Source organism: Achromobacter semiaridum (genome assembly GCF_053543755.1).
Window position 1 is genome coordinate 1 of sequence record NZ_JBLVOL010000008.1, and the last position, 21,606, is coordinate 21,606.

Here is a 21,606-nt window from a genome sequence, read left to right on the forward strand (position 1 = left end):
GCCTGCGCGGCCCGGCCTGCGCGGCGCGACGCTGACTCAATCCGCCTCGCCGCACGCTACGCCCAGCCGCTTGAACAGCGGCCATTTGTTGCGATAGCCGTCCGACCAGATCATCGACGCATAAGCCGCGAAGGGCGCGGCCACGGTCTGTACCGAGACCTGCTCGGCGGCGGCATCGTCCTTGGGGCAAAAGGGCTGGCCCACGGTCGGGTATAAGTCGCCTTCCCATATCGCGTGGCCGCAATGCTCGCAAAAATTGGTCCACTGACCCTGGCCATCGGCGTCCGGCCGCAGCGCCGGGGCCGCCTGGTGCAAGCGCGCCGCCACGTCCGCCGCCAATATTCCCACTTGCGAGATCAGCGCCGGGCCGGGTACGCGTTGCCAGGTCGGCGGGCTGAACAGCCAGTCGTGGAACGCGCCCGGGTCCAGGCCCCGGCTGTCGCCATCGTCGTCCCACTCGATCTCGGCTTCGGTGCTTTCGTGCCCCGGCGGCAACGCCAGCGTGTAAACCGGGGTGGCGTGCCGGCAGTGGCGGCAGGCGTGCGTTGCCCGCAGAACGAAGTACGACGATGCGCGCAGGTTGGCGTCAATGGTCAAGGGCGCGTCGGGGGGTGTCGGGGTGGTGGGCATGCAAGCGAGGGTTGTTGCGGTGTGGGTGGGGTATGGCCGCGGTGTGGCTGCGGTTGGCCGAGCCTTCTTGATTGACGGGAAATATGCCAGAATCCCCCGGGAATTGCAGTCCTTGCCCGCGACGCTGCCGCCAACAGGGCGTTGCCAACATCAGAATGTGTTGGAGCAAATGTATGCATGATCGCCAGAGTAGCACCGGCTTGTCGTCCCCCGCCCGGCACCCCGTTTGGGGCGGGCTTGCCATCTTGATGCTGGCCGCTGGCGTAGCCGGATGCAGCTTCACGTCTCCGGACGAGGCAACGGGCTCGCAATCCGTGGGCATTCACGGCGTTACCGCGCAGCAGGCGCGCAGCATCGCCAGCGAAGCGTATCTGTACGGCACGCCCATGGTCGCCAGCTACCAGACCATGTACGCCTTCAACCTGGACAAGACCAACCCCCAGTACAAGGGCCCGCCCAACACCATCACCAACATCGCGCGCGTCTTCACGCCCGAAGACACCGCGTTCGTCACGCCGAATTCCGATACGCCGTATTCCTTCGCGATGCTGGACCTGCGCGCCGAACCCGTGGTCATCAGCGTGCCGCCCATGGAAAAGCGGCGCTACTTCGTGCTGCAATTGATGGACCTGTACACCTATAACTTCGCCTATATCGGCAGCCGCGAAACCGGCAACGGCGGCGGCAACTTCCTGGTGGCGGGGCCGCGCTGGAAGGGCAAGGCGCCCAAGGGCATCACGCGGGTCATCAAGTCAGAAACCGAACTGGTCAATCTGGTGGGCCGCACGCAGCTTTTCAACCCGGCCGACCTGGACAACGTCAAACGCATCCAGGCGCGCTACAAGGTGCAGCCGCTGTCCGCGTACACACGCACCGCGCCGCCGCCCGCGCCCGCGCCCATCGACTGGATTGCCCCCGTGCCGCCGCACGAAATGCGCACGTCGCTTGAGTTCTATAACCAACTGGCCTTCCTGCTTCAGTTTGCCCCCACGCACCCCACCGAAAAATGGTTGCGCGAACGCCTGGCAAGCATCGGCATCAAGCCGGGCCAGCCGTATCCGGTGGACAAGCTGGACCCGCGCCTGCGGCGTGCGCTGCAAGAAGGGATGCACACCGCGCAGAACGACATCGACAAGAACCGCGCCGCGCTGGCCGGCAAGACCGATACGCTGTTTGGCGATCGCGCCAAGCTCAAGAACGATTACCTGTCGCGCGCCACCGGCACGCAGATCGGCATCGGCGCCAATAGCCGCGAAGAAGCGCTGTACCCGGTGCTTGAAAAAGATAGCCGTGGGCAAGAGCTGGACGGCCGATACGCCTACACCATGCGTTTTGCGCCGCGTAGCCTGCCGCCCGTCAACGCGTTCTGGTCCATGACCCTGTATCGCTTGCCCGAGCAACTGCTGGCGCCCAACCCGCTGGGCCGCTACCTGATCAATTCCCCCATGCTGCCGTCGCTGAAAAAAGACGCCGACGGTGGCGTCACCCTACACATCCAGGCGCAGTCACCGGGCAAGAGCCGTGAATCAAACTGGCTGCCGGCGCCCGATGGCCCGTTCATGGTGACGATGCGCTATTACTGGCCCAAGCCGGCGCTGCTGGAGGGCAAGTGGGTCACGCCGGAAATCGAACGCGTGGCGCGCTAGCGGCATGAAGCGCAACTTCAATATCCACGATCTGCGCATTTTCTATACGGTCGTGATGACCGGGTCGACGCGCCAGGCCGCCCAGGTCATGAGCCTGACGCAGCCCGCGATCAGCCACGCGGTGTCGCGGCTGGAAAGCGCCACGGGCGTGCAGTTGTTCGACCGTTCCCACAAGACCTTGCGCCCCACGGAAGCGGGGCGGTACCTGTACACGGAAGCCAAGCTGGTGCTGGATGAACTGGTGCGGATCGACGAGGCCCTGCACAGCATCGAAAAGTTCGGCGGGCGCGGCTTGCGCGTGGCCTCATCGCCCGCGCTGGCGTTGGTGTATGCACCGCAGGCGGTCAAACGCTACCTGGACGAGCACGGCACGCGGCCTTTTTCGATCGACGTGGAATCCTCGGTGCAGGTGATCAGCGCCGTGGAAACCATGCGGGCCGACTTCGGGCTGGGCGCGGTGGGCCGCGACAGTTCGCGCGTGAACTTCACCACGTTTGTGCGCACCGATGTCATGGCCATCGTCCACCGCGACCACCCTATGGCGCGGCGCGACGTGGTCGCGGTGTCCGACATACCGCCGGAGTCCTTCGTCAAGCCGCTGTGGTCCGATTACGTGGTGGCGCAGGGCGACGTCACCGATTCCGACGCACTGGATTCCGGCATGCAGGCGCACATGACGCTGGTGCCGGGCACGGTGCGCGCGGTCAAGGGCATCAGCCTGGTCAATGCGCTGTCGGCGTCGGACATTGTGTCGGTCTACCCGGATCTGGTCGCGCTGCCGCTGGCGTCGCGGCAGTGGTTTGAGTTCGTATTGATCACCCGCCGCGACGCGCAGAACCACGAACTTGCCGAGCGCCTGTTGGGTGCGCTGCACGCCACTGCCCAGGCGCGGCGCAGCGGGGTGTTCGCGGATACGATCCAGCTGGTCGCGTAACGAACCGCCCCGCTTATTCAATCCGCTGGCGGTTGCCACGGCAAGGACTGCAAGTCGCCGTCGATGCTGATGGCCTGCCCGCTGACCATGGCGCCGAACGGGCTGGCCAGAAACAACGCCATGTTTGCGATATCGGCGGCGCGCACGAACTGGCGCAGGCTGACGCCGGACAATTCCAGCTTGGTCTCTTCCTCTATCGTCAGGCCCATCGCGCTGGCGCGCGCGGCGATCACGCGGTCGATGCGCGGGCCGGCCACCAGTCCGGGCAGTAGCGCATTGACGCGGATGCCGTAACTGCCCAACTCCACCGCCAGCGACCGCGTCAACCCCACCACGCCCCATTTGGACGCGGCGTAGGGCGTGCGCAAGGGCAGCCCGATGCGCCCCGCCACCGAACTGATGTTGATGATGGAGCCGCCGCCTGCCTGGCGCAGCGCGGGCACGGCGTGCCGCACGGTATGGAATTGCGACGCCAGGTTGATGTCCAGCGTGGCGGCCAGGTCATCCGGCTGGATGTCGGTGATGCCGGCCGTGGGCCCGGCGATGCCCGCGTTGTTCACCAGCACGTCCAGGCCACCCAGATGCGCCAGCGCGGTCTCCATGTAGCGGTCGATGTCTTCACGCACGCGCACATCGGCGCGGCTGTGGGCATGGCGGCATTCGAACAGCGCGCCTTCGTCCACGTCGCACACGTGCACCCGCGCGCCGCGTTCGGCAAAGGCGTCGGCCAGCGCCGCGCCGATGCCCGCCGCGCCGGCGGTAACGATGACGCGGCGGCCGCTCAGGTCCACGGGCAGGGCGGTCAAGTCTTGCGGGTTCATGCGGTTTCCTTGGAAGGCGTTATGGGTTTGCGCGAATGCGTCATTGCGTCATCGGATCATTGCGTCATCAGCCTGCACTTGGATTCCTTCGGCGAGGTATAGATCTCGTCACCCGGAATTTTCGCGACCAGTTTGTAATAGTCCCAAGGCCCCTTGGATTCGGCGGGTTTTTTCACCTGCATCAAATACATGTCGTGCACCAGCAGGCCGTCGGCGCGCACCGTCGCGTTCTTTACGAAGAAGTCGTTTACCGGATTGCTCTTGACCCACTTCATGATGGCTTCGCCGTCCGTGGTGCCGGTGGCTTTCACCGCATTCAGGTAGGTGGTGGTGACCGAGTAGTCGCCCGCTTGCAGCATCGACGGCTTCTTCTTCATGCGCTCTTCAAAGCGCGCGGCCCATTTGCGCGACGCATCGTCCTGGTCCCAGTACCAGGCGGTGGTCAGGTACATGTCTTGCCCAGCCGCCAGGCCCAGCGCGTGGATGTCGGTGATCAGCACCAGCAGGCCGGCAATTTTCATCTTCGGCGTCAGCCCGAATTCGGCGGCGGCCTTGACGGCGTTGCTGGTGTCCGCGGCGGAATTGGCCAGGCCCAGCACCGTGGCGCCCGACGCCTGCGCCTGCAAGATGTAGGACGAGAAGTCGGACGTGTTCAGCGGATGGCGCACGCGGCCCTTTACCTGGCCGCCGTTCGCCTGCACCACGGCCGACGCATCGCGTTCCAGCGCGTGGCCAAAGGCGTGGTCCACCGTCAGGAAGTACCAGTCCTTGTTGCCTTCTTTAAGCATCGCGCGCGCCGTGCCGCGCGACAGCGACACCGTGTCGTAAACGTAGTGCACCGTGTATGGCGTGCATTGCGCATTGGTCAATTCCGAGGCGCCCGCGCTAACCACGAAAAACGGCGTCTTCTTTTCTTCGGCCACCTTCGCCATGGCCAGCGCGGCGGCGGAATTGGCGCCGGCGATCAGCATGTCCACGCCTTTCTGATCCAGCCATTCGCGCGCGCGGGAAGACGCGATGTCGGCCCGGTTTTGATGGTCGGCCACCAGCACTTCGATTTTCTTGCCGGCGATTTCGCCGCCCATGTCCGCCACCGCCATCTTGATGGCTTCGGCCCCGCCCGGGCCGTCGGCATCGGCCGACAGGCCCGACATGTCGGTGATGAAGCCGATGCGGATCACGTTATCGTCGGCCATGGCTGTGCCGCCAAAGGCCAGCAGTGCCGAGGCTACCGCCGCGTTCAAGGTCTTGTTCATGATTTGTCTCCCGCCTGGGGTGTTGGTTTGGATGCCGTGCCGTCGTCAGAACGCGACGTTGTTCCGGCCCTTCAGTTGCAGAATCTGGCGCGCCTCGTCGGGTGTTGCGATGGTTAGCGACAGGTCTTCAAGAATGCGGCGGATGCGGCGCACCTGGTCGGCGTTGGAATGCGCCAGTTCGCCGGGTCCGTCCCACAGCGAATCTTCCAGCCCCACGCGCACAAAGCCGCCCATCGTGGCGGCCATGGTGGCCAGCGGCGCCTGCTTGCGCCCGGCCGCCAGCACCGACCAGCGGTAGTCATCGCCGAACAGCCGGTCTGCCGTGCGGCGCATCATCATCACGTCTTCAGGGTGCGTGCCGATGCCGCCGCGTATGCCGAACACCGACTGGATCAGAAACGGCGGTTTCAGCAAGCCCTTGTCCACGAAATGCGCCGCCGTGTACAGATGCCCGATGTCATAGCACTCGATTTCAAAGCGCGTGCCGTTGTCGTTGCAGGACGTCAGGATGTGCTCGATATCCTTGAACGTGTTCTTGAAGACCAGGTCGTTGCTGCCTTCCAGATACGGGCGTTCCCAGTCGTGCTTGAAGTCCTTGAAGCGCTCCAGCAGTTCGTACATGCCGAAGTTCATCGACCCCATGTTCAGCGACGCCACCTCGGGCTTGAAGCGCGTGGCCGGCAGCATGCGTTCGCTGACGGGCAGCACGGGCGACCCGCCGGTGGTGATGTTGATGACGACATCGCTGCCCGCCTTGATGCGCGGCAGAAATTGCGCGTACAGGTCCGGGTCCTGAGTGGGCCTGCCGGTTTGCGGGTCGCGGGCATGCAGGTGCACGATGGCCGCGCCCGCCTGGGCGGCGTCCAGCGCGGCCTGCGCGATCTCGTCGGGCGTCACGGGCAGATAGGGCGACATGGACGGCGTGTGCACCGAGCCGGTAATGGCGCACGTGATGATCACGTTGCTCTTGGATTTTTTCATGGGCCTTGGACGTTTGATGTTTTATCGTGGCCCCGGCTGTCTCCTCCGGGTGCGGCCCATTCTGTCGCAGGCGTCCGGCCTTGTCACCTGAACAGAAATTATCAACTGATAGGGTTTCCGGTGCTGCGGCGCAGCGTGATCTGGCGTCATCCACGCGGACGGGCGCGGCCCCCCTGAAATACAATCTGCCGCTATGTCCCGCCGCCCACCCGCCGACCCCCAAGTTTCTGGCCCTGCCGGCCCGCGCTACGTTCTTGCCGTGGATCTGGGCGGTACCCGCTTCCGGGCCGCGCTGGTTGACGAGGCGGGCGGCATCGCGCACGCCTGTGCCATCGACAGCCCGGCGGGCACCGACCTGCATCCCGGCTGGGACGAGATCGATGCCGACGAGTGGTGGCGCGGCCTGCAAGTGCTGTCCGACACCTTGGCGCGGCAGGCGGGCGCCGACTTTGACGCCATCGCCGCCCTTGCGATCTGCGGCGTCACCCGGACGCAGGTATTCGTGGACGCGCAGGGCGCGCCCGTGCGTCCCGCCATCACATGGCGCGACACGCGCACGGCGGGGCAGGTGGCGCAATGGTTGGCCGCGATGCCCGCCGATCACCCCGAGGCGGCGCAGATCAACGCGTTCCACCCTTGGGCGCGCGTGGCCTGGCTGCTGCGCGCGGAACCGCGGCACGCCGCGCGCGTACGCGTCGTGCTGGAACCGAAGGACTACCTGAACTTCCGCCTGACCGGCCGGGCCGCCAGCGACACCGTGTCGATGGCAAGACTGGCGGCGGCGGCGCGGGCACACGGTCCACAAGGGTCGGAACACCTGCAAGACCTGCCCGGCGCGCAAGGGGGGCAAGGTGTGGGAGGGGTGCAAGGGCCGCAAGCGGCACAAGCGACACAAGCGACACAAGCGGCACAAGCGACACAAGCGACACAAGCGACACAAGCGACACAAGCTGCACAAGCGACACACGGGCGGCAATCCCCAGCCTTCGATCTGCTGACTGCCGTCGGCGCCGATCCCGGCTGGGTGCCGCCTTTGCTGGACCCCCTTGCCATCGTCGGCCCGGTGCAACCTGGCCTGCCGGGTTCGCTGGCCCGTCTGGCCGGACGCGGCGTGGTCGCCTGCTCGAACGACACCTGGGCCGCCGTGGCCGGGCTGGGTGCGTTGCGGCCTGGCTACGCCTACAACATCTCGGGCACCACCGAAGTCTTTGGCGCGGTGGGCGCCGAGCCCGTGCAGGCCGAGGGCTTGATGACGGTGAACTGGGGCAACGGCAACCACCAGATCGGCGGACCCGGCCAGAACGGTGCCGACACCATCGCCTGGCTGCTGCCCTTGCTGGGCAAAGTGGCCCGGTTTGGCGGCTTGCAGGCCGGCGGCCTGTCCGCCGTCAGCCACGCCATGAACGCCTTGCTTGACGCGCCCCGCGACCCGCAGCCCGCCCTGTTCCTGCCCTACCTTCAAGGCGAGCGCGTGCCTTATTGGGACCCGCGGTTGCGCGGCGCCTTCATCGGCCTGAATCGCCGGCACGGGCCCGGCGACCTGGCATGGGCCGTGCTGGAAGGCGTGGCCTTCTTGAACCGCACGGTGCTGCAACGCGCCGAAGCCGCACTGGGCGCACCCGTAGCCGAAATCCGCTTCGGGGGCGGGGCGGCGTCCAACCCGCACTGGTGCCAGGTCAAGGCAGACATTTGCGAACGCCCCGTCGTGGTCGGGCAGGCAGACCAGCCGGGCGTCATCGGCGCGGCCGCCGCCGCGTGGACCGCGCTTGGCCATTACGACAGCTTCGCGCAGGCCCAGGCCACCCTGGCACGCCCCGCGCACCGCTACGATCCCGACGCTTCCCGACGCAACGCCTATCACCGCCTGTACGCGCAATTTCGCGCCGCCGAAGCCGCCTTGACGCCGGTCTCGCACGCCTTGGCGTCACTGCGCCTGCCGTAAAAACCCTAAGTGCGGCGACGCCGCAAAGCCGCCCTGCCGGGGGCTGCCCAGGTATAAACTGCTACGCCATCAGGGCGCGAACGCCCGGCAGGCGGTGGATAACCCTTGCACTACAACAAACACCAACGCAGCAAGGGTTGAGTCGATGCGCGGCATCCTGGAAAAGTACGGCACGGCAATCGCGGGATTGGTCCTGGTGGGCTTCTTCGCAATTGCCGCCCCTAATTTCGCGGCGCCCAACAACCTGTTGAACATCGCCAAGGAAACCAGCTTCCTGGCCATCATTGCCATCGGCTTCACGCTGGCGCTGGTGACGGCCGAATTGGACTTGTCCGTGGCCGACGTCGCCAGCCTGGCCGCCGTCGTCACGGGCGCGCTGGTGCATACCGGCCAGCCGGTGATCGTTGCGATTGCGGCGGGCCTGGGCGTCGGCCTGCTGTGCGGCCTGGCCAACGGCATCGCCGTGACGCGGCTGCGCGTGCCATCGCTGATCGCCACGCTGGGCATGGCCGCCATGGCGCGCGGCTTCGCCTTCATGCTGACCGACGGCGTGTCCTACGTGGGCCGCTGGCCCGCAGCCTTCACCGACCTGGCCCGCGCCAAGCCTTTCGGCATCCCGGCGCTGGTGCTGTGGATGCTGGGCATCGTGCTGGTGGCGTATTTCCTCATCAAGTGGACGCGCACCGGCGCCCGCATGACGGCCACGGGCGAGGCCGGAGAATCCGCGCGCCTGGCCGGCATCAACATCCGCGCCATGAAAAGCATCGGGCTGGCTTTGTCGGGCCTGTGCGCCGGCATCGCCGCCGTGTTGCTGACCGCCAGGCTGTCGTCCGCCGCGCCCAACATGGCCGGCGACTACTTCCTGTACGCCATCGCCGCCGTGCTGCTGGGCATGACGATGTTCAACCCCGGCCACGCCAACATCGGCGGCACGCTGGTGGCCGCGTTGATCCTGAAGGTGCTGGGCAACGGCCTGGTGCTGATGGGGGCGCCATATTACGTGCAGGACATCGTGCTGGGATTCATCATGATTGCATCCGTCGCGGTGTCGTCGGCCGTGCTGAAGAAAGCGGCTTTCAAATTCTGATCCGAAGGGGAAACCACCATGAAGACATTGATCAAGCGCACGTTGCTGGCGGGCGCCTTCGCCGCGCAAGCGCTGGCCGCCAGCGCCGCCCACGCCTTTGACGTGGGCATCGTTGCGTTCCAGATGTCGTCCGAGACGCACGCCCGCGTGGCGAACGCTGCCGCCCAGGCCGCGCGCGCCAAGGGCTGGACCGTCACGCAACTGAACGCCGAGGGCTCCTTGCCCAAGCTGGCCGAACAGCTGGACACGCTGGTCAACAAGAAGGTCGATGCCATCGTCGTGGCGATGGGAAAGCCGGTGGAAACCGACGCGCAGTTGCAGGCCGCCAAGGAAAAGGGCATCCCGGTGGTGGGCGTGATGTCCGGCGCCAGCCCGCACATGCTGTTCGACGTGGAAGTCAACGAATACGCCACGGGCGCGCAGTCGGTCCTGTACCTGCTGGGCAAGATGGGCTATCAGGGCAACATCCTGTCGGCGCGCTTTGACGGCAATTCGGGCACGCGCATTCGCGGCAAGATGCTGGACGCGGTGCTGACGGAGAACACCGCCGTCAAGGACCTGGCCAAGTTCAGCATGGCCCGCACGCAAAGCTGGCGCGACGACGTGCGCAATGGCATGCAGGCGCTGTTCCTGCGCCATCAAGGGCAGTTCAAGGGCGTGTGGGCATCGTTCGACGGGCAAGCCTATGTCATCGACGACCTGCTGCAATCGCAAGGCATGAAGAAGGGCGACATTACGCTGGTGTCGGTGGACGGCGGCCCTGAAACCTATCGCCGCATTGCCGACCCCAACAGCTTGATCACCGCCACGATGATGATTCCGTTCGAGCAACTGGGCACCAGCGCCATCGAATCCATCGACCGCATCGTCGTCAAGAAAGAGCCCAAGGAAACGGTGGCCTCGGGGCCGTACCTGTTCATGGATTCGGTGTTGGTCGATGCCTCCAACGTGCAGAAGTTCTTGCAGCCGGGGGCCAAGTGAATGGGGTAGGAGCATGACGCCAGTGACTCCCATGACGCCCGCGACGCCCATGCCCCCCGTGACGCCCATGACCGCCGCCTTGTCGCTACGCCAGATCCGCAAATCGTACGGTGCGGTCGAGGCCCTGAAAGGCGTCGACCTGGACGTGCCCGAAGGCAAGGTCATGGCCATTTGCGGCGACAACGGCGCGGGCAAATCCACGCTGATCCGCATCATCTCGGGCGCGCAGGAGCCCACCGGCGGCGAACTCAGCCTGAACGGCCGCGCCGTCGCCTTCCGTTCGCCGCATGACGCGCTGGTCCAGGGCATTGCCACCATCTACCAGGACCTGGCCCTGGCGCCGCGCCTGTCCATCTGGGAAAACGTCTTCATGGGTGCCGAGCTGGTCCGCCGCGTCGGCCCCCTGCGCGTGCTGGACAAGCGCCGTATGGCCGAGCAGGCGCGCGGTTACCTCCAGCGCCTGTCGGTGCCCATCGACGACATGGACCGCCCCGTCGAACGCATGTCGGGCGGCCAACGCCAGGCCGTCGCCATCGCCCGCGCCCTGCGCTGGGACGCGCGCGTCGTCATCATGGACGAGCCCACCGCCGCCCTGGGCGTCAAGGAAACCGCCTTGGTCCTGAACCTGGTGCGCAAGCTGCGTGAGGAAGGACGCACGGTCATCCTCATCAGCCACAACATGGCAGACGTCGTCGCCCTGGCAGACCGCGTCGCCATCCTCAAAGGTGGCATCAAGGTAATCGAACGCGATATCGCCGGCCTGGACGCCGACGCCCTGGCGCACCGGGTGATGACGGGTAAAGACTGATTCTGGCGGGCGCGCCAGCATTGACGCCCGATGCATAAAAAAAGCCGCCGCCGGGTTTCCCCTGGCGGCGGCTTTTTATCGTGCAGCGGCGCAGCTTAGTCCTGGCGGCTGGTCACTTCAACCAGGTGATAACCAAACTGCGTCTTTACCGGACCTTGCACCACGCCGACGGGGGCGCTGAACACGACGGTATCGAATTCCTTAACCATCTGGCCCGGGCCAAACGTACCCAGGTTGCCACCGTCACGGCTCGACGGGCAGCTGGAGTTTTCCTTGGCGACTTGAGCGAAGTCAGCGCCGTTTTCAATGGCGGTCTTGAGTTCGTTGCACTTGTCTTCGGTGGAAACGAGGATGTGACGGGCGGAGGCTTGTGCCATGTGGAGGCTCCTTGCGGAATAGAATGGGGAGGGGAGAGTAACGCATTTGGGCGTGCTCACTACGGTGCCATCATAAACTGGCTTTCATGGCGGCCCTGTTGCGGTTATTAACCCGACGTTACGCCAACCATTCCCGAAACGGCCCCAAATCCATCCCGCTGGGCACATACCAAACCTTGCGGGTCTTGTCCCATTGCGCGCCCAGCGCCTTGACCACGTCCCGGTTCGCGTAGGCCACTTTCAAATCCCGGTGGCCCACCGCTTGCACCGGCGCTGCCATGTTCCTGCGTAGCGCCGTGTCCGCGCGTTTTTGCGTGGCGGCCAGTTGCATCTGGTCGATGAACGCGCTGCGGCGGGCGGCGTCCTGCGTTGATATCAAGGTCAGGCGCGATTTGGTTCGTGTTGCCGCCACATAAAACAAGTTCTCTTCTTCGCGGCGTTTGCGCAGCGGGTCGGGGAATGCGTCGGCGTCCATGAAGGGCAGGACGACGTGTTCGAATTCCTTGCCCTTGACGTTGACGATGCAATCCATCTGCACCGTATTCTTGCCGGGCCGCGCGCCGACGAAGGCTTCCGCCGCGCCGATCCATTCCGAGAACTCGCGCAGCGTCTTGGCCGACGCCTTGGCTGATGCGATGAAACCGTTGATGGACCGCGTGACGACCGACGCCTCGTAGGGGTGCACGTACAGGCGCTTGGCCAGCTTTTCCATGTCCATTCCGTCGCGCACGGACTCCAGCGCCAGGTAGGCGGGGGTGTCGGTGGACAACGCGCGCAGGTGTTCCACCGCATCGGTGATGCGGGCGCGGGCGGCGGGGCTGCCGACGCGTTGGATCTGGCCGCTGAAAAAATGCTTCAGCGCGGACGGCTCCTTGGCCAGCGTGGTCTGGGCTTCGCGCAGTTCCTGCGGCGTCAGCGGCACTTCGGCAAAGGTGGTCAGCGCGTCCACGATGGCTTCGCGCGTGGTGGGCGCGCCCACGTGGTGAAAGTCGTCCAGCGCGATGGCCAGCATGCCGCGCAGAAACAGGATTTCTTCGCGCAGCAGGTAGCTCTTCATCGTCAGCGTGCGGTAGGGCAGGCCGGCGTTCATCAAGGCGTTTTCGATTTCGATGGATTGATGCGCATCGCGCAGCAGGACGCAGCATTGGTCCAGCGGTTTGCGGTCCTGCTTCCATTGCAGGATGGCCTTGACCACCTGCTCGCCGCACGCGCCCGGCGTGTCGGCGTACGCGGCTTCATGAATCTCGGTGCGTAGCGGCAGGTTTGAATCCACCGGCTTTTGTTTGAACGCCTCCATCGCGTAGGCCAGGTGCGGGCCATGGCGGTACGTCATCGTCAGCGGGTAGTTTGCGCAATCCGGGAAGCTGGCCCGGATGCGGCTTTGCAGGAAAGATTCGTCCGCGCCCAGGTGTGAATAAATCACCTGGTCTTTATCGCCCACGCCTACAAAATACGTAACGTCCACATTCAGCAGCGCTTCGATAATGCAGAACGACGCTTCGTTGATGTCGTGCAGCTCGTCGCACAACACCAGCTTGTACGGGGCCAGCACGTCGCGCGGGTCGGGTGAAGAGCGCAGCAGGCGCGCCAGGTCGTATGTGGCGTCAAAAAAACCCCGAGCGTCCACATAACCGAAAACATCAACGCGCTGCCTTTCGTATTCAACGGCCCACAGATAATCGGTAATCGTCACGCCCGCGCTTTCGGCGATGGACAGCGCGTCCGCCTCGTCATCCGGCGCGATCTGCATCGTGGCTTTCAGCTTCAGCAGGTTATCCAGAAACTGGCTGACGGCCGTGTTGTGCGTACGAATATCCAACAGCTCGGCATATTGCGGATTATTCGCCGCCACGTTTTCCAACGCGTACAACGCGTAGGCTTGCTGCTCGCGCGTGGACGGCAACACTTCGGGCTTGCCGTCTTCGATCTTGGCCAATACGCGCTGCGCGTACTCTTCAACCGTTTGCACATTGACGCGCCGCGCCGTGTTGTAGGCGATACCGACGTCGGCCAAACGGGTTTGCAGCACCTGCCGGGCTTCATCCGTGAAGGTCAGCGCCAGGATGTCTTCGGGCGGCAGGCCGCGCGTCAGCGCTTCGCCGATACGCAGGGCCAGCGTGGTGGTCTTGGCGGCGCCCGCGTTGGCGATGACCAGGCTGGTCCGGCTGCGCGAGGTCTGAATCCGGGACTGTTCCTCAGTGGGAACGAATCCGGACGGGAAGAACTGGGGGGCAGGGGAGTTTGTGGTCATCTAGGCAAAAAAGGCGCGAGCAGAATGTCGCAGCGGAAGCCGCCAGTGTAACGATTCCAAAAATCGGATCCGCAACGCAAATGGCCGGCGGGCGCTTGCGGCGCCTGCCGGCCATTCAGACCCTGACTACAGGGAAGCGAAGGTAGGATGCGGATTTGCCCCGATCAGCGCACCGGCCACCCGTACATCAGGCCGCCGTCACGGTAAGACGCGTTCAGGCCGCGCGACAGTTTCAAGGGGCTGCTGGGCCCCAGGTTCTTCTCGAAGCTCTCGCCGTAGTTGCCGATGTGCTTGATGATGTTGTAGGCCCACTTGTCGTCCACGCCCAAATTCTTGCCCATGCCGGGCGTCACGCCCAGCAGGCGCTGCACGTTGGGGTTGGTGCTTTTCAGCATCTCGTCCACGTTCTTGGACGTAACGCCGTATTCCTCGGCTTCCAGCATGGCGAACATGGTCCAGCGCACGACGTTGAACCATTGCTCGTCGCCCTGGCGCACCATGGGGCCCAACGGTTCTTTCGAGAAGTTCTCGGGCAGGATGTCGTATTGGCCGGGGTTTTCCAGATTGCTGCGCGCCGCCGCCAACTGCGACTTGTCGCCGGTGAACGCGTCGCAGCGGCCAACCGCGAACGCGCGGATGATTTCGTCCAGGCGTTCCACCACCACGGGCTTGAAGACGATGTTCTGCGAGCGGAACCAGTCGGCCAGGTTCAGTTCGGTGGTCGTGCCCGGCTGCACGCACACGGTGGCGCCGTCCAGTTCCTTGGCGCTTTTCACGTTCAGGGACTTGTTCACCATGATGCCCTGGCTGTCGTAGTAGTTCACGCCCACGCCGATCAGCCCCAGCGTGGTGTCACGCGTGAGCGACAGCGTGGTGTTGCGCGGCAGCACGTCCACTTCGCCGGATTGCAGCGCGGTAAAACGCTGCACGGCGCTGACGGCCATGATCTTGGATTTGGCGGGGTCGCCAAACATGGTGATGGCCAGCGCGCGGCACAGGTCGACATCCAGGCCGACCCAGCCGCCCTTGCTGTCATTGACCGAAAAGCCGGCCACGCCGGTCGAGACGCCGCACTGGACAAAGCCCTTGTTCTTGACGCTGTCGAAAGTCACGCCCGCCGTGGCGGCCCAGGACGAAAGAAATAAGGCGGTGCCTGCCGCAACGTGTTTGAGTGCTTTCATGGTGTCTCCGCGCGATGGGCGCATTGGTATTCTGTCGGCCGCTGGCCGAGGTGCGCGGAATGGTAGCCACGCCGCCTGGGCGGGAATATCAGGGAATTCCCGTTAAATCCACTTGGCGGAATTTACGGGGGATAATTCTTGCCGGGCCGACACAGGGGCAACGGATGAACCAAGAAGATCAACCGAAAGAGACGGGCCACGGCGGCCGACCCCGGCCCGGGCCTGGCTTCGTCAAGCAGCAGGTGCAGGGCACGTGGCGTGAACTGATCCGCGTCAACACCAGCGACCGGCGCTGGGAAATGCCGCTGGCCGCCGCGCTGTCTTCCGGCTTGCCACTAATGGTGGGCGCGTATTTTGGCCGCATGGACTATGGCCTGATGTCCAGTTTGGGCGGCATGGTGTTTCTAAGCCTGCCCAATACCTCGCTTGCCCAGCGGATGATGATGTTGCTGGCCGCCTCGTTCGGCATGGTCGCCTGCTACGCCGTCGGTGCGCTGACGCAGTTCTGGCCCACGGCGATGATTGCCGCGCTGACGGTTATTGCCATGCTGGTGAACATGGTGTGCCGCTGCTATCGGCTGGGGCCGCCGGGCAGCCTGTTCTTCATTATGGCCACCGCGATTGCCGCGTATACGCCTGGGCATATTGAAGATGTGCCGTTGCGCGTCGGCATGGTGGCGCTGGGTTGCCTGGTGGCCTGCCTGGTGGCGTTTGCGTATTCCCTGCACATGACGCGCGTGGCGCCGCCTCCGCCCGAGGCAGCGCCGCCCAAACCGACCTTTGATTTTGTTGTGTACGACTCGGTCATCATCGGCCTGTTCGTGGGCGTTTCATTGCTGGTCGCTGAACTATTGCAACTGCCACGTCCGTATTGGGTGCCGGTCAGTTGCCTGGCGATTATCCAGGGCGCAAGCCTGTGGGCAGCCTGGAATCGTCAGCTGCATCGGATATTGGGAACGGCGCTGGGTTTGTGCGTGGCGTGGGCGTTGTTGAGCCTGCCGCTGAATGTGTGGACGCTTAGCCTGGTGATGATGGCGCTGTCGTTCGGCATTGAAACGCTGGTGGTCCGCCACTACGCCAGCGCGGTGGCGCTGATTACGCCGCTGACTATATTCCTGGCCGAAGCGCCGCACCTGGGCCAGGGCTATCCGGCCGACGTGATTGAAGCGCGTTTTGTGGATACGGTCATTGGCGCGTTCATCGGGGTGCTGGGCGCGGTGCTGTTGCATAACCAGCGCATCCGGCCGCGATTAAGTCGGTGGATGCGCGCGGTATTGCCGAATCGGGTGAGTTGATGGCGTGGGCGGGGCGTGCGGATGCCGGCCCTTGCCCTTATTCGTCTTCTGTCGCTATCCAGCCGTTGGCGCCAGCCCCGCCACGCAATAGGGGCAATCGGCATCCGGCTTGGCGGTTTGCACCATGGCGCCTTCCACGGCCGCGCCATGCAGGCATTCATGTGACAGCCACTGGCTCAGGCGGTCATAGCTTTCCATATTGCTGCGCCAGTTCGGCGCGCACAGGTAATAACCCAGCGGGCTTTCAAACGTGCGGTCGAACACGTCCACCAGCTGCCCCGTTGCCAGTTCTTTTTCGATCAGGCAATGCGGCATCAAGGCCACGCCGAAGCCTGACGAGGCCGCCTGGATAATCATCGAAAACAGATTGAAGCCAGGGCCGAAACGCGCACGGTCATAATCGCCGATATACGTTGAAAACCAGTATTCCCACGACAGCGGAATCTCGATGTGCTGTAGCAGCGTGCACTGCTTGATATCTTCCAGGCTGTTGATGGGATGCTGTTCCAGATAATCGGGCGAACACACCAAACGGGTTTCGCGCCCGGTCAGGTACTTGGCGTCGCCATCGTGCCAATCCCCGTAGCCATACTGAATGGATGCGTCGAAATCCAGTTCGGTGCTTTTGTAATCCGCCACGCTGTAGCGCACGAAATTGACCGAGATGTCCGGGTTGAAGGCGCGAAACGTCTTCAGGCGGGGAAACAACCATTGCGCGGCGAAGGTGGGCGCGGCCGATACGTTCAACGACTTGGCCGACTGCTGCGTCGCCATGACCTGCGACGTGGCGCTTTCCAGCGTGTGCAGGGCCGGGCGGATCAGGCTCAGGTACGTGGCGCCCATGCGCGTCAGCTGCAAGCCACTGGTGGCGCGGATGAACAGCGCGTGGCCCAGATAGCTTTCCAGCGTGGCGATATGCCGGCTGATCGCGCTTTGCGTCACGAACAGTTCCTTGCCCGCCTTGGAGAACGACAAGTGACGCGCCGCCGCGGTGAACGCGTTCAACTCTGAAAGGGTGGGGCAGCGGCGTCTCATGGTGGTGTGCGGAATCCGGCTATGAATCGCGGATAAGGAATGTGGATCGAAAGCGGCGCGGGAGCGCTTCCCAAAGAGGGGTATGAGTAAAGCTCATAAGGCTGTTCAATTTTGTGTCGAACGCCTAAGGGGAGACCCGGTATCGGACGTTTGGATTGTACCGGTAGAGTTCGCCATGCTGAATTCCCTGCATGTTGAACAGATAGCGTGATTTATTTATGAAGCCGGTTGTTGTTAAGAATTGCAAGATCTTGAATACCCGATCGTTGGTCCTCGAAGACGCGGCCAACGTATTGATTGAAGACGGAATGATTTCCCGCATCAGCGCCGACGACCTGACGGCGCCCGACGCCGAAGTCGTTGACGCCAAGGGCATGACCTTGATGCCGGGCATGATCGACTGCCACGTGCACGTGGTGGCCTCGTCGTTCAACCTGGGTCGCGTGGCCGCTTTGCCCAATGCCTTGGCGCTGCTGCGCGCCTTGCCCATCATGCAAGGCATGCTGGACCGGGGCTTTACCTCGGTGCGCGATGCCGGCGGGGCGGATTGGGCCTTGGCGCAAGCCGTGCTGGACGGCGTGGTCGATGGCCCGCGCCTGTTCTGCTCGGGCAAGGCCCTGTCGCAGACAGGCGGTCATGGCGACTTCCGGCCGCGTAACGACGAACTGGACCCCTGCCCGTGCTCGGTCAAGATCGGCAACATCGGCCGTGTCGTCGACGGCGTCGACAATTGCCGCCTGGCCGTGCGCGAAGAGATCCTGAAGGGCGCCACGCAGATCAAGGTCATGGCCTCGGGCGGCGTGGCGTCGCCGAACGACCCGATCCAGAACCTGGGGTTTTCAGAATCCGAACTGATCGCCATCGTTGAAGAAGCCAGCAACGCAAACACCTATGTGATGGCCCACGCTTACACGCCGCGCGCCATCACGCGCGCCGTGCGCTGCGGCGTGCGCACCATCGAACACGGCAACCTGGTGGACCGCGAGGCGGCCGAGGTGATGAAGGAACACGGCGCCTACATGGTGCCCACGTTGATCACCTACGAAGGCCTGGCCAACGACGGCGAGCGCTATGGCCTGCCGGCCGACTCGGTCAAGAAGATCGCTACCGTGCGCACGCAGGGCTTGAAGGCGCTGGAAATCCTGGACGACGTCGGCGTGAAGATGGGCTACGGCAGCGACTTGCTGGGCGAAACCCACTACATGCAGGCCGACGAACTGCCCTTGCGCGCCCGCGTGCTGGGCAATGCCAAGGTAATCCAGCAAGCGACGTTGATCGGCGCCGAAATCCTGAACCAGGAAGGCTTGCTGGGTGAAGTCCGCGAAGGCGCGCATGCCGACCTGCTGCTGGTCGCCGGCAACCCGCTGGACGACATCTCGCTGCTGACTCAGCCCGATTCCATCAAGCTCATCATGAACCGCGGCTTGCTGCACAAGAACGCCTGCTGACGTTCTTTCACCGAACGCCTGCTGACGTTCTTTCACCCTTACTCCCGGAAATCTTCACCATGTATTCCGTATCGGACCGCCTGGAGCGGCTGCCGTTCTCCAGCTTCCATTTCAGGTTGCTGATGATCGGCGGCCTGGGGCTGGCGTTTGAAGCGCTGGACGCCGGCATCATCGCCTTTATCATCCCCTCGCTGCGTACGCAATGGGGCTTATCCACCGGCCAGATCGGCTGGATCGCCAGCAGCACCTACGTCGGCTTTCTGGTGGGCGCCCTGTTCTCGGGCATCCTGGGCGACCGCTACGGCCGCAAGAAAATCATGATGTGGGCGCTGATGCTGTTCTGCGTCGCCACCTTTATCAACGCGTTTGCGCGCAACTATCACGAGTTCTACATCCTGCGCATGATCGCCGGCATCGGCATGGGCGCGGAAGGCGCCATCATCGCGCCGTACCTGGCCGAATTTGTCAGCAGCAAATATCGTGGACGCTTCACGGGCGCGCTGGCGGGGTTCTTCTCGTTCGGCTTCGTGCTGTCGGCGTTGCTGGGCTATTTCATCGTTCCAATGAGCGACGACGGCTGGCGCTGGATCATGGTGATTGCTTCCGTGCCGGTGGTATTTTTGCTGTGGTGGCGCAAGTCGCTGTTCGAATCGCCGCGCTGGCTTGAACACACCGGCCAGACCGCCGAGGCTGACCGCATCTGCTCGGCCATCGAAGCTGAAGTGCAGCAAAGGCTTGGCCGCCCGCTGCCCACGCCCATCGCGACACGCCGTGCCGCCACCGCCGCCGAAAATCCGCAAAGCGCCATGGACAAGCTGACGTCCTTGTTCTCGAAAACCTACCTGGGCACGACGGTGCTGGTGTGGGTGTTCTGGATCACCGTGCTGTTCTGCTACTACGCCTTCCTGGTGTGGATTCCCAGCTTGCTGGTCGAGCGTGGCTTCACCATCACCAAGAGCTTCTCGTACACCATCCTGATCTATCTGTCGCAGATTCCCGGCTATTTTTCCGCCGCCTATTTCAACGACAAGATCGGCCGCAAGTACACGATTCTGGCGTACATGCTGTTGTCTTGCCTGTCGGCGCTGGGCCTGGCGCTGGCCAGCGGCGAGCAGCAGATCATCATGCTGAGCATGCTGCTGTCCTTCGGCATGAATGGCGTGATTGCCGGCCAATACACCTACACCGCCGAGATCTATCCGACGTCGATCCGGGCAACCGGCATGGGCGCGGCGTCGGCCTTTGCGCGCATCGGCTCGATTGCATCGCCCACCATCGTGGGCGTGGCGTATCCCGTACTGGGCTTTGCCGGCGTGTTCGCCATGATGACGGCGATCTTGCTGGTGGGCGGGCTGGGCATTCTGTTCTTTGGCAAGAACACGCGTGGCGTGGTGCTGGAGGCGATTCACTGATGACCCAGACATCAACCTTGGCGCCGTGGGCGGCGCACGCGCGGGCCCTGGCTCAGGCAGAAGACCGCGCGGCGCAGTGGCAGGTCGTGTCGGCCTTGCTGGCAGAGGCTTTCGGGCATCAACTGTTCACCGCGCTGCTGTATCTGCAAGAGCATCGGCTGATGAAGCGGCTGTACACGTCGGACGAGAGCATCAGCCCGCTGGGCGGCTTCAAGGCCACGGGCAACGGGCCGTGGTCACGCCATGTGCTGGAACAGGGCCTGCTGTATGTGGCCAGCGATGAAGACGACGTGCGAACGGTGTTTTCCGAAGCGCCGATGCTGATCGAGCGCGGCCTGCAATCGGCGTTCAATATTCCGGTGCGCTACCAAGGCCGGGTGATCGGGTCGCTGAACCTGCTGGCCGGCCGTAAGGCCTATGACCATGCCGACCGGGATCTGGCGGCCTTGATCGCGGGCATGTGCACGCCTGTGTTCATTGAGGAAATGCAGGCTGCGCAAGCGGCGGCGGCTGCGGTGGATCGATCGGGGCTGGACAGCGTGTGAGGGGGGCGGCGGCCGTGAAGCTCACTCCGTTCTTTGCCGCCACCACTTCCGCCATGATCGATAACGCGATCTCGGCGGGGGTCTTGCTGCCGATGAATACGCCGGCCGGCCCGTGCAGCTTGTGCAGGTCGGCGTCGCTAAGTTCAAAGTATTGCCGCAGCCGCGCGCGGCGCTGGTCGCTGTTCTTGCGCGAGCCGATGGCGCCGACATAGAAAGCGTTGGATTGCAGCGCATCGATCAGCGCCAGGTCATCCAGCTTGGGGTCGTGCGTCAGGGCGACCACGGCGGTTCGCGCGTCGGGTTGCACGCGCAGGATGACGTCGTCCGGCATCTCGCGCGTGAAAGTTATGCCGTCCTGCGCCCAATCGCCCTGATGCGATTCACGCGGGTCGCAAACGATGATTTCAAAGCCCAGGGTCAGTGCGATCTGGCATAGATATCGGCTGGTGTCGCCGGCGCCGATCACGATCAGCCGCGCCGTGGGACCAAAGCCTACCGTCAGTGTCGCGTCGGTCAATTGCGGCGGGATGTCGGGCTGTGCGCCTTGCAATAGCGCATGCCCGGATGACAGGTCGACGGTGCGCGTGACGCAGCGCCGCTCCACGCAGGCTTGCAGCAGTTCTGGCAGCAGGCTGTGCGCGCCGATGCGTTCCATCAACAATTGCACCGTGCCGCCGCAAGGGATGCCGAAGCGGCGTGCATCGTCCGCCAGCACGCCGTAGCGCATCAGCACCGGCAAGTGCGCGTCATCGCCCAGGGCGCGAACGCGATCGGCCAAGTCGTCTTCAATGCAGCCACCAGACACCGACCCCACCACCGCGCCTTGCGCGTTCATCGCCATGATCGACCCGGCGGGCCGGGGCGACGACCCCCACGTGCGGACCACGGTGAACAGCCAGACCGGGATGCCGGCTTGTTGCCAGATCAAGGCTTGGCGTAATACCAGGATATTGATGTCCGTCATGGGGCTGGTGCT

19 protein-coding genes are annotated in these 21,606 nt (G+C 64.2%); 10 read left to right on the forward strand and 9 right to left on the reverse strand.

Features of this window, described 5'->3' with window-relative positions; translation table 11 throughout:
* Positions 1 to 36: 36 nt before the first annotated feature.
* Positions 37 to 630, reverse strand: coding sequence for a hypothetical protein (locus ACNPP0_RS02045; RefSeq protein ID WP_448704876.1), 594 nt, complete (start codon positions 628 to 630; stop codon positions 37 to 39).
* Positions 631 to 803: 173 nt separating this feature from the next.
* On the opposite strand from ACNPP0_RS02045, the gene ACNPP0_RS02050 reads away from it, so the two are divergent.
* Entirely contained in the window at positions 804 to 2,276 is a 1,473-nt protein-coding gene (locus ACNPP0_RS02050; protein ID WP_448704877.1) for a DUF1254 domain-containing protein, read from the forward strand.
* 4 nt (positions 2,277 to 2,280) lie between these two features.
* Entirely contained in the window at positions 2,281 to 3,210 is a 930-nt protein-coding gene (locus ACNPP0_RS02055; RefSeq protein ID WP_448704878.1) for a LysR family transcriptional regulator, read from the forward strand.
* 17 nt (positions 3,211 to 3,227) lie between these two features.
* Here the strand turns inward: ACNPP0_RS02055 and ACNPP0_RS02060 are convergent, their stop codons facing one another.
* From ACNPP0_RS02060 to kce, 3 genes are read right to left on the reverse strand one after another with little or no spacing between them, the layout of a single operon-like run.
* Positions 3,228 to 4,031: an SDR family oxidoreductase gene (locus ACNPP0_RS02060; RefSeq protein ID WP_332610004.1), complete on the reverse strand. Its 804-nt coding sequence runs from the start codon at positions 4,029 to 4,031 to the stop codon at positions 3,228 to 3,230.
* Between the two features lie 56 nt (positions 4,032 to 4,087).
* Positions 4,088 to 5,287, reverse strand: coding sequence for an ABC transporter substrate-binding protein (locus tag ACNPP0_RS02065; protein WP_448704879.1), 1,200 nt, complete (start codon positions 5,285 to 5,287; stop codon positions 4,088 to 4,090).
* A gap of 45 nt (positions 5,288 to 5,332) precedes the next feature.
* Positions 5,333 to 6,268, reverse strand: coding sequence for a 3,5-dioxohexanoate:acetyl-CoA acetone transferase (kce, locus tag ACNPP0_RS02070; protein ID WP_332610006.1), 936 nt, complete (start codon positions 6,266 to 6,268; stop codon positions 5,333 to 5,335).
* A 193-nt stretch (positions 6,269 to 6,461) separates the two neighbouring features.
* Here kce and ACNPP0_RS02075 point away from each other — a divergent pair, with 193 nt between their 5' ends.
* The 4 genes from ACNPP0_RS02075 to ACNPP0_RS02090 all read left to right on the forward strand — a co-directional run bounded on the left by ACNPP0_RS02075 (position 6,462) and on the right by ACNPP0_RS02090 (position 11,086).
* Positions 6,462 to 8,210 (forward strand): xylulokinase, encoded by a 1,749-nt coding sequence (locus ACNPP0_RS02075; RefSeq protein WP_448704880.1) that lies wholly within the window; start codon positions 6,462 to 6,464, stop codon positions 8,208 to 8,210.
* A gap of 145 nt (positions 8,211 to 8,355) precedes the next feature.
* Entirely contained in the window at positions 8,356 to 9,297 is a 942-nt protein-coding gene (locus ACNPP0_RS02080; RefSeq protein ID WP_448704881.1) for an ABC transporter permease, read from the forward strand.
* A gap of 18 nt (positions 9,298 to 9,315) precedes the next feature.
* Positions 9,316 to 10,278 (forward strand): sugar ABC transporter substrate-binding protein, encoded by a 963-nt coding sequence (locus ACNPP0_RS02085; RefSeq protein WP_104141760.1) that lies wholly within the window; start codon positions 9,316 to 9,318, stop codon positions 10,276 to 10,278.
* A gap of 67 nt (positions 10,279 to 10,345) precedes the next feature.
* Positions 10,346 to 11,086, forward strand: coding sequence for an ATP-binding cassette domain-containing protein (locus ACNPP0_RS02090; protein ID WP_046807261.1), 741 nt, complete (start codon positions 10,346 to 10,348; stop codon positions 11,084 to 11,086).
* Between the two features lie 95 nt (positions 11,087 to 11,181).
* Here the strand turns inward: ACNPP0_RS02090 and ACNPP0_RS02095 are convergent, their stop codons facing one another.
* The 3 genes from ACNPP0_RS02095 to ACNPP0_RS02105 form a co-directional block, all read right to left on the reverse strand.
* The gene (locus tag ACNPP0_RS02095) at positions 11,182 to 11,463 is read right to left on the reverse strand and encodes a peptidylprolyl isomerase (protein ID WP_104141761.1); all 282 of its coding nucleotides are present in this window, start codon (positions 11,461 to 11,463) and stop codon (positions 11,182 to 11,184) included.
* Between the two features lie 118 nt (positions 11,464 to 11,581).
* Positions 11,582 to 13,714 (reverse strand): ATP-dependent helicase, encoded by a 2,133-nt coding sequence (locus ACNPP0_RS02100; RefSeq protein ID WP_448704882.1) that lies wholly within the window; start codon positions 13,712 to 13,714, stop codon positions 11,582 to 11,584.
* A 164-nt stretch (positions 13,715 to 13,878) separates the two neighbouring features.
* Positions 13,879 to 14,895, reverse strand: a complete 1,017-nt coding sequence (locus ACNPP0_RS02105; protein ID WP_448704883.1) for an amino acid ABC transporter substrate-binding protein — start codon at positions 14,893 to 14,895, stop codon at positions 13,879 to 13,881.
* Positions 14,896 to 15,059: 164 nt separating this feature from the next.
* Between ACNPP0_RS02105 and ACNPP0_RS02110 the strand changes: the two genes are divergently transcribed.
* Positions 15,060 to 16,190 carry an FUSC family protein gene (locus ACNPP0_RS02110; RefSeq protein WP_448704884.1) on the forward strand — a complete coding sequence of 377 codons (1,131 nt, stop codon included), beginning with the start codon at positions 15,060 to 15,062 and terminating at the stop codon, positions 16,188 to 16,190.
* Positions 16,191 to 16,244: 54 nt separating this feature from the next.
* Here ACNPP0_RS02110 and ACNPP0_RS02115 read toward each other — a convergent pair whose 3' ends face one another.
* Positions 16,245 to 17,195 carry a LysR substrate-binding domain-containing protein gene (locus ACNPP0_RS02115; RefSeq protein ID WP_448704915.1) on the reverse strand — a complete coding sequence of 317 codons (951 nt, stop codon included), beginning with the start codon at positions 17,193 to 17,195 and terminating at the stop codon, positions 16,245 to 16,247.
* 248 nt (positions 17,196 to 17,443) lie between these two features.
* On the opposite strand from ACNPP0_RS02115, the gene ACNPP0_RS02120 reads away from it, so the two are divergent.
* From ACNPP0_RS02120 to ACNPP0_RS02130, 3 genes are read left to right on the forward strand one after another with little or no spacing between them, the layout of a single operon-like run.
* Positions 17,444 to 18,673, forward strand: coding sequence for a metal-dependent hydrolase family protein (locus ACNPP0_RS02120; RefSeq protein ID WP_448704885.1), 1,230 nt, complete (start codon positions 17,444 to 17,446; stop codon positions 18,671 to 18,673).
* A gap of 59 nt (positions 18,674 to 18,732) precedes the next feature.
* On the forward strand, positions 18,733 to 20,085 hold the full coding sequence (locus ACNPP0_RS02125; protein WP_448704886.1) for an MFS transporter: 1,353 nt from the start codon (positions 18,733 to 18,735) through the stop codon (positions 20,083 to 20,085).
* Positions 20,085 to 20,630: a GAF domain-containing protein gene (locus ACNPP0_RS02130; RefSeq protein ID WP_448704887.1), complete on the forward strand. Its 546-nt coding sequence runs from the start codon at positions 20,085 to 20,087 to the stop codon at positions 20,628 to 20,630. Before ACNPP0_RS02125 ends, ACNPP0_RS02130 begins: the two co-directional genes overlap by 1 nt.
* Here the strand turns inward: ACNPP0_RS02130 and ACNPP0_RS02135 are convergent.
* Positions 20,560 to 21,594, reverse strand: coding sequence for an XdhC family protein (locus ACNPP0_RS02135; protein ID WP_448704888.1), 1,035 nt, complete (start codon positions 21,592 to 21,594; stop codon positions 20,560 to 20,562). The two genes, ACNPP0_RS02130 and ACNPP0_RS02135, sit on opposite strands and share 71 nt — an antisense overlap.
* Between the last annotated feature and the right edge of the window lie 12 nt (positions 21,595 to 21,606).

What these genes read in the sequence shown, in the direction of transcription:
- ACNPP0_RS02050 (WP_448704877.1), top strand. Translation starts at nt 804, where the DNA reads ATGCATGATCGCCAGAGTAGCACCGGCTTGTCGTCCCCCGCCCGGCAC.
- ACNPP0_RS02065 (WP_448704879.1), bottom strand. Translation starts at nt 5,287, where the DNA reads ATGAACAAGACCTTGAACGCGGCGGTAGCCTCGGCACTGCTGGCCTTT.
- ACNPP0_RS02090 (WP_046807261.1), top strand. Translation starts at nt 10,346, where the DNA reads ATGACCGCCGCCTTGTCGCTACGCCAGATCCGCAAATCGTACGGTGCG.
- ACNPP0_RS02060 (WP_332610004.1), bottom strand. Translation starts at nt 4,031, where the DNA reads ATGAACCCGCAAGACTTGACCGCCCTGCCCGTGGACCTGAGCGGCCGC.
- ACNPP0_RS02080 (WP_448704881.1), top strand. Translation starts at nt 8,356, where the DNA reads ATGCGCGGCATCCTGGAAAAGTACGGCACGGCAATCGCGGGATTGGTC.
- ACNPP0_RS02095 (WP_104141761.1), bottom strand. Translation starts at nt 11,463, where the DNA reads ATGGCACAAGCCTCCGCCCGTCACATCCTCGTTTCCACCGAAGACAAG.
- ACNPP0_RS02075 (WP_448704880.1), top strand. Translation starts at nt 6,462, where the DNA reads ATGTCCCGCCGCCCACCCGCCGACCCCCAAGTTTCTGGCCCTGCCGGC.
- ACNPP0_RS02100 (WP_448704882.1), bottom strand. Translation starts at nt 13,714, where the DNA reads ATGACCACAAACTCCCCTGCCCCCCAGTTCTTCCCGTCCGGATTCGTT.
- ACNPP0_RS02135 (WP_448704888.1), bottom strand. Translation starts at nt 21,594, where the DNA reads ATGACGGACATCAATATCCTGGTATTACGCCAAGCCTTGATCTGGCAA.
- ACNPP0_RS02120 (WP_448704885.1), top strand. Translation starts at nt 17,444, where the DNA reads ATGAAGCCGGTTGTTGTTAAGAATTGCAAGATCTTGAATACCCGATCG.
- ACNPP0_RS02055 (WP_448704878.1), top strand. Translation starts at nt 2,281, where the DNA reads ATGAAGCGCAACTTCAATATCCACGATCTGCGCATTTTCTATACGGTC.
- ACNPP0_RS02105 (WP_448704883.1), bottom strand. Translation starts at nt 14,895, where the DNA reads ATGAAAGCACTCAAACACGTTGCGGCAGGCACCGCCTTATTTCTTTCG.
- ACNPP0_RS02085 (WP_104141760.1), top strand. Translation starts at nt 9,316, where the DNA reads ATGAAGACATTGATCAAGCGCACGTTGCTGGCGGGCGCCTTCGCCGCG.
- ACNPP0_RS02130 (WP_448704887.1), top strand. Translation starts at nt 20,085, where the DNA reads ATGACCCAGACATCAACCTTGGCGCCGTGGGCGGCGCACGCGCGGGCC.
- kce (WP_332610006.1), bottom strand. Translation starts at nt 6,268, where the DNA reads ATGAAAAAATCCAAGAGCAACGTGATCATCACGTGCGCCATTACCGGC.
- ACNPP0_RS02110 (WP_448704884.1), top strand. Translation starts at nt 15,060, where the DNA reads ATGAACCAAGAAGATCAACCGAAAGAGACGGGCCACGGCGGCCGACCC.
- ACNPP0_RS02045 (WP_448704876.1), bottom strand. Translation starts at nt 630, where the DNA reads ATGCCCACCACCCCGACACCCCCCGACGCGCCCTTGACCATTGACGCC.
- ACNPP0_RS02125 (WP_448704886.1), top strand. Translation starts at nt 18,733, where the DNA reads ATGTATTCCGTATCGGACCGCCTGGAGCGGCTGCCGTTCTCCAGCTTC.